At 72.4% G+C, this 6306-nt stretch carries 6 protein-coding genes; 2 read left to right on the plus strand and 4 right to left on the minus strand.

Annotated features, from left to right (window positions below):
• Window positions 1-71: 71 nt before the first annotated feature.
• Entirely contained in the window at window positions 72-920 is an 849-nt protein-coding gene (locus ABZ793_RS20705) for a 3-hydroxyacyl-CoA dehydrogenase family protein (protein WP_357459570.1), read from the plus strand.
• Window positions 921-970: 50 nt separating this feature from the next.
• On the opposite strand, the gene ABZ793_RS20710 is transcribed toward ABZ793_RS20705, so the two are convergent.
• A complete protein-coding gene (locus ABZ793_RS20710) occupies window positions 971-1816 on the minus strand; it encodes an ABC transporter permease (protein ID WP_357459572.1) in 846 nt (281 codons plus the stop codon).
• Window positions 1813-2661 carry an ABC transporter ATP-binding protein gene (locus ABZ793_RS20715; RefSeq protein WP_357459575.1) on the minus strand — a complete coding sequence of 283 codons (849 nt, stop codon included), beginning with the start codon at window positions 2659-2661 and terminating at the stop codon, window positions 1813-1815. The genes ABZ793_RS20710 and ABZ793_RS20715 overlap by 4 nt, the downstream gene beginning before the upstream one ends.
• 151 nt (window positions 2662-2812) lie before the next feature.
• On the opposite strand from ABZ793_RS20715, the gene ABZ793_RS20720 reads away from it, so the two are divergent.
• A complete protein-coding gene (locus ABZ793_RS20720) occupies window positions 2813-4819 on the plus strand; it encodes a protein meaA (protein WP_357459578.1) in 2007 nt (668 codons plus the stop codon).
• 11 nt (window positions 4820-4830) lie between these two features.
• On the opposite strand, the gene ABZ793_RS20725 is transcribed toward ABZ793_RS20720, so the two are convergent.
• Together ABZ793_RS20725 and ABZ793_RS20730 are read right to left on the minus strand one after the other, a co-directional pair.
• Complete coding sequence (locus tag ABZ793_RS20725; protein WP_357459581.1) at window positions 4831-5130, minus strand: DUF1540 domain-containing protein; 300 nt, start codon at window positions 5128-5130, stop codon at window positions 4831-4833.
• Between the two features lie 61 nt (window positions 5131-5191).
• A complete protein-coding gene (locus ABZ793_RS20730; RefSeq protein ID WP_357459584.1) occupies window positions 5192-6124 on the minus strand; it encodes a polysaccharide deacetylase family protein in 933 nt (310 codons plus the stop codon).
• Window positions 6125-6306 lie beyond the last annotated feature (182 nt).

Below are 6306 nucleotides of genomic sequence, written 5' to 3' on the forward strand. Positions count from 1 at the left end.
ACGCCTTAGCATCCGTTCAGGCGTGCCGACTAGGGTGCTGGCAGACACTCATTCAGGCGAGGGAGAAGCAGATGGCGGGTCGACTCGCGGTCGTCGGGGCCGGGCTGATGGGCTCGGGCATCGCCCAGGTGGCGGCGCAGGCGGGCTGGCAGGTGACGCTGCGGGACCTGGACGACGCGGCCACCAAGCGGGGCGTGGACGGCATCCGGAAGTCGCTGGAGAGGTTCGCCGAGAAGGGGAAGATCGAGGCGTCCGACGTCGAGGCGACGCTCGGCCGGATCACCCCGACCACCGACCTGGAGGCGGCGGCGGACGCGGACATCGTCGTCGAGGCGGTCTTCGAGAAGATCGAGATCAAGCACGAGGTGTTCCGGGCGCTGGACAAGATCTGCCGGCCCGACGCGATCCTGGCGACCAACACCTCGGCCATCCCGGTGACCCAGATCGCCACGGCGACCGAGCGGCCGGAGGCGGTCGTCGGCACCCACTTCTTCTCACCGGTGCCGATGATGAAGCTCTGCGAGCTGGTGCGTGGCTACAAGACCAGCGACGAGACCCTGGCGACCGCGAAGGCGTTCGCCGAGGGGATCGGCAAGACCGTCGTGGTGGTCAACCGGGACATCGCCGGCTTCGTCACCACCCGGCTGATCAGCGCGCTCGCCATGGAGGCGGTCAAGCTGGTCGAGTCCGGCGTGGTCTCCGCCGAGGACCTGGACACCGCCTGCAAGCTCGGCTTCGGCCACGCCATGGGCCCGCTGGCGACGATCGACCTGACCGGCGTTGACGTGCTGCTCAACGCCACGAAGAACATCTACACCGACACCGCGGACGAGAAGTTCTTCCCGCCGGAGCTGCTCCAGCGCATGGCCACCGCCGGCGACCTCGGCCGCAAGTCCGGCAAGGGCTTCTACACGTACTGAGCGCGGACGCGGCGGGGGCGGGCACCACGGGTGGCCGCCCCCGCCGCGCCTCAGCCGTCGCGCCGGGTCGTCCAGCGGAAGGTGGTCAGGCAGAGCACCAGCCCGATGACGCACCAGGCGGCCAGCACCAGGGCCACGCGGGTCAGCTCGAAGGAGCCCGCCGGCTCGCGGGCGCCGAACGCCTCCGGCAAAAAGACCGAGCGCAGGCCCTGGCACATCCACTTCAGCGGGAAGATCGCCGCCACCTGCTGCATCCAGCTCGGCAGCTCGGTGAAGACGAAGAACACGCCGGAGATGAACTGGAGCACCAGCGCGACCGGGGTGACCACGGCCGAGCCGCTGCGGGCGGTGCGGGCCAGCGACGAGATGGCGATGCCGCACAGCGTGCAGGCGGTGACGCCGAGCACCGACACCCAGCCGAAGGTGAGCCACTTCGCGGCGGTGCCGGGCAGCTCCAGGTCGAACAGCGCCACCGAGACGGCGAGCAGCAGCACGGTCTCCGCGATGCCGATGGCGACGACCATCAGGACCTTGCCGGCGAACCAGACCCACTTCGGCATCGGCGTGCCCCGGTACCGCTTGAGCACCCCCCGGTCCCGCTCGATCGGGATCCAGATGCCGAGGTTCTGGAAGCTGACGGTCATCAGGCCGGTGGCGATCATGCCGGTGATGAAGTACTGGGTGTAGCTGACCCCGGGCGCGACCTGGTCGTCGAAGATTGCCGCGAAGATCACGATCATGATGACCGGGAAGCCCATCGTGAAGACGACGGACTCCCGGCTGCGCAGGAACTGGGTGATCTCCAGCCGGCCCTGCCGCAGGCCGAGGGCGACCGGACCGGGCCGTCGGGCCGGGGCCGTGGTGGCCGGTGGGGCGGGCTTCGTCGTGGTGGTCATCGGTGTCCGATCATCCGCAGGTAGACGTCCTCCAGGGTCGGCCGGGTCACCGTCAGGCCGGGGACCTCGCCGCCGAAGCGCGCGGCCAACTCGGCCACCAGCGCCGTCGGCGTCGCGCTCTCCGCCGTCTCCAGCGCCCCCTCCGGCGTACGCCAGGAGACCGTCGCGAGGGCCGCCTGCCGGTCGCCCAGCCGGTCGGGTGCGGCGACCTCGACCAGCCGTCCGCCGGCGATCACGCCGACCCGGTCGGCCAACGCCTCGGCCTCGTCGAGGTAGTGGGTGGTCAGCACGATGGTGGTGCCGGCGGCGGCCAGGTCCCGGACCAGCTCCCAGAACTCCCGGCGCGCCTCCGGGTCGAAGCCGGTGGTCGGCTCGTCCAGGAAGAGCAGCTCGGGTCGGCCGACGATGCCGAGCGCCACGTCGAGCCGGCGCTTCTGCCCGCCGGAGAGGGTGTGCGTACGCGCCCTCGCCTTGCCGGCCAGCCCCACCCGCTCGATGACCTTGTCCGGGTCGTCCGCCCCGGCGTAGAAGCCGGCGAAGTGACGCACCACCTCCGCGACGGTCAGCTCGTCGAACTCGCCCGTGCCCTGGAGCACGATGCCCACCCGGGAACGCCAGTCGGCGGCCGGCGCGGCCGGGTCGCTGCCGAGCACCGAGACCTCGCCGGCGTCGCGCCGGCGGTAGCCCTCCAGGATCTCCACGGTGGTGGTCTTGCCGGCGCCGTTGGGCCCGAGCAGGGCGAACACCTCGCCGCAGCGGACGTCCAGGTCCAGGCCCGCCACGGCGACGTTGTCGCCGTACGCCTTGCGCAGCCCCCGGACGGAGATCGCGAGCTCGTCATCCATGCCGTCAAGTGTGCGTCCTGGCCGTGGCCGCGACCCGGCCGGGGTGTGGCGGTCCAGCCCATGTCGGGGGCTTCGCGCCAGGGTGTCCCAGCCATGGATCTGTGTGGTTTTCCACAGCGCCGGTGACTGAAGGGTAACTTAGACTCCCGCCATGGACGAGAAGGCTCTCCCGGGCCGGCTGCCCGAACGCGACCGCCCGTGGGTGATGCGCACGTACGCCGGGCACAGCTCGGCCGCCGCGACGAACGCGCTCTTCCGCCGCAACCTGGCGAAGGGGCAGACCGGCCTGTCGGTCGCCTTCGATCTGCCGACGCAGACCGGCTACGACCCCGACCACGAACTCGCCGCCGGTGAGGTCGGCCGGGTGGGCGTCCCGGTGGCGCACCTCGGCGACATGCGGGCCCTCTTCACGGGCATCCCGCTGGCCGAGATGAACACGTCCATGACCATCAACGCGCCCGCGATGTGGCTGCTCGCCCTCTACGGCACGGTCGGCGCGGAGCAGGGGGCCGAGCTGGCCCGCTGCGCCGGCACCACGCAGAACGACATCATCAAGGAGTACCTCTCCCGGGGCACCTACATCTTCCCGCCGGCGGCGTCGCTGCGGCTCACGGCCGACGTCATCGCGTACACGCTGCGGGAGATGCCCCGGTGGAACCCGGTGAACATCTGCTCGTACCACCTCCAGGAGGCCGGCGCGACGCCGGTGCAGGAGGTCGGTTTCGCGCTCTCCACCGCCGTCGCGGTGCTCGACGCGGTCCGCGACTCGGGCCAGGTGCCCGCCGAGCGGATGGGCGACGTGGTGCAGCGGGTCTCCTTCTTCGTCAACGCCGGCGTGCGCTTCGTCGAGGAGATCGCCAAGATGCGGGCCTTCGGCGCGCTCTGGGACGAGATCACCCGCGAGCGCTACGGGGTGGCGAACCCGAAGCAGCGCCGGTTCCGCTACGGCGTGCAGGTCAACTCGCTGGGCCTGACCGAGGCACAGCCGGAGAACAACATCCAGCGCATCGTGCTGGAGATGCTCGGCGTGACCCTGTCCCGGGACGCCCGGGCCCGCGCCGTCCAGCTGCCCGCCTGGAACGAGGCCCTCGGCCTGCCGCGGCCGTGGGACCAGCAGTGGTCGCTGCGCATGCAGCAGGTGCTCGCGTACGAGTCGGACCTGCTGGAGTACCCGGACCTCTTCGAGGGCTCGCACGTGATGACCGCGCTGGTCGACGAGATCGTTGCCGGGGCACGGGTCGAGCTGGAGAAGGTGCTGGAGATGGGCGGCGTGGTGGCCGCCGTGGAGACCGGCTACCTCAAGAGCGCGCTGGTCGCCTCGCTGGCCGAACGGCGGCGCCGGATGGAGGCGGGCACCGACGTGGTGGTCGGGGTCAACCGGTTCGCCGAGACCGAGCCGTCGCCGCTGACCGCGGCCGGTGCCGAGGCCGTCGAACAGGTCGACCCGGCGGTGGAGGCGGCCGCCGTGGCCTCCGTACGCGAATGGCGGGCCGGGCGGGACGCGGCGGCCGTGGACGCGGCGCTGGCCCGGCTGCGCGCGGACGCCGCGACCACCACGAACCTGATGCCGGCGACGCTGGAGTGCGTGCGGGCCGGCGTGACCACCGGCGAGTGGGCCGGCGCGCTGCGGCAGGTCTTCGGCGAGTACCGCGCCCCCACCGGCCTGGCCGGCGCCGCCGGGGCCGGCGGGGACGCCACCCTGGCCGCCGTCCGCGAGCGGGTCGCCGCCACGGCCCGCGAGTTGGGCAGCGGCCGGCTGCGGCTGCTGGTCGGCAAGCCCGGCCTGGACGGGCACTCCAACGGCGCGGAGCAGATCGCGGTACGCGCCCGCGACGCCGGCTTCGAGGTGGTGTACCAGGGCATCCGGCTGACCGCCGGGCAGATCGTCGCCGCCGCCGTCGAGGAGGACGTGGACCTGGTCGGCCTGTCGGTGCTCTCCGGCTCGCACCTGGCCGCGGTGCCGGCGGTGCTGGACGGGCTGCGCGCGGCCGGCCGGCCGGACCTGCCCGTGGTGGTCGGCGGGATCATCCCGGCCGGCGACGCCGCGCAGCTCCGGGCCGCCGGGGTGGCCCGGGTCTTCACGCCGAAGGACTTCGCCCTCACCGACATCATCGACGACCTGGTCACCATCGTTCGCGAGGCCAACGGCCTGAGCTGAGGGAAGGGCGGTCAGCGGGTGATGTAGGTCATGCAGTCGGCCATGTCGTTGTCCGGGCCGACCTTGATCGCCGGCGCGTGGCACTCCAACTGGTCGTTGTGCCGGCAGTCGGCCCGCTGGCAGGCGCCGACCTGCGCGATGAGGCCGTCCACGCCGGCCCGGACGGCGGGCATCTCGATGAACGTGTGGCAGTGCGCGTGGTCCATGCTGCCGATCGTGATGGCGAAGGCGTGGCAGTCGCCGGTGTGGTTGTACGCGCAGGCCGAAACCACACACTCCTGGACGCGGGGCATCTCCATCGCTGCGGTCATGCCGACCTCCTTTAGGCTCTTGCCCCGATTTTAGGCTTTTGGTGGGGTTGGCGAGCCGGATTCAGCTCTGCCCGAGCACCTCCGACAGCGGCGCCGGCTCCAGGCCGCGCTCGGCCAGCCCCGCCAGGATGTGCGGCAGCGCCTCGTCCGTCATCGGCGCGTTCGCCTCCGTCACGTGCAGGACGATCACCGACCCGGGGCGTACCCCGTCCAGCGCCGCCCGCACGACCGGCCGCCACGACTTCGCGAACGGATCGCCGCTCACCACGTCGCCGTCGACCACGGTCAACCCCAGCGGCGCCAGCGCGTCCAGCGCCTTCCGGTCGTGGCACAGCCCCGGAAAGCGGAAGTACCGGGTCTGCCGCCCGCCGTACGCGGCCACCACGTCGAACGTCCGCGCCACGTCGGCCGTCATCTCCCGCTCCGGGATGCGGGGCAGGCCGTAGCAGTCCGGGGTGAAGGCCAGGTGCCCGTACGTGTGGTTGGCCAGCTCGAAGCGCGGGTTCGCGGCGAGCCGCCGGGTCACCGCCGGGTACTGCTCGACCCACTTGCCGGTCAGGAAGAACGTGGCCGGCACCCGCTCCCGCTCCAGCAGGTCGATGATCTTCAGGTTCGCGTACGACCGCACCGCGCCGCTGCGCAACTGGTACCGCATCGCGTCCGTCATGTCCGCGTCGAAGGTGAGCGCCACCTTGTTCCCCACACGCGGCCCGTGGTCGACGACGGGCGGCCTCGTGCCGGGCGGGGTCGCGCCCGGGGTCGTGTCGGGCGGGGCCGTGCCCGGGGTCGTCGGGACGGGTGGAGCCGCGCCCGGGGTCGTCGGGGCGGGCGTCGGCCCCGACGACGGGGACGGTGGCTGCGCCGCGGAGATCGGGACGATGCCGGTGGCGGTCGGGGTGCGGAGGGGGCCCGGACCGGCGAGGAGCGCCGCGGCGGCGATCACGGCGGCGGTGGTGGCGGCGGCGAGCGGAACGCGGGGGGTCTTCACGGGCACCGGGAGATGATGTCAGCTTTGTGTTCTCCGTGTGCCGGGTGTGGGCTGGTGTGCGGTCATGCTGGGGGTGTGGGTTGCTCTGCGGTCGTGGTGGGGTGTCGGGTTGCGGTGCGTGGTGGTGGGGGTGTGGGGTGTGGCCCGCCGTGCCCGGCTCCGGGCGGTCAGGCTTGATCCCTGCGCCG

It is taken from the genome of Micromonospora sp. NPDC047465, from assembly GCF_040643125.1.
Taxonomy (GTDB): Bacteria; Actinomycetota; Actinomycetes; order Mycobacteriales; family Micromonosporaceae; genus Micromonospora.

What these genes read in the sequence shown, in the direction of transcription:
- ABZ793_RS20720 (WP_357459578.1), top strand. Translation starts at nt 2,813, where the DNA reads ATGGACGAGAAGGCTCTCCCGGGCCGGCTGCCCGAACGCGACCGCCCG.
- ABZ793_RS20715 (WP_357459575.1), bottom strand. Translation starts at nt 2,661, where the DNA reads ATGGATGACGAGCTCGCGATCTCCGTCCGGGGGCTGCGCAAGGCGTAC.
- ABZ793_RS20725 (WP_357459581.1), bottom strand. Translation starts at nt 5,130, where the DNA reads ATGACCGCAGCGATGGAGATGCCCCGCGTCCAGGAGTGTGTGGTTTCG.
- ABZ793_RS20705 (WP_357459570.1), top strand. Translation starts at nt 72, where the DNA reads ATGGCGGGTCGACTCGCGGTCGTCGGGGCCGGGCTGATGGGCTCGGGC.
- ABZ793_RS20710 (WP_357459572.1), bottom strand. Translation starts at nt 1,816, where the DNA reads ATGACCACCACGACGAAGCCCGCCCCACCGGCCACCACGGCCCCGGCC.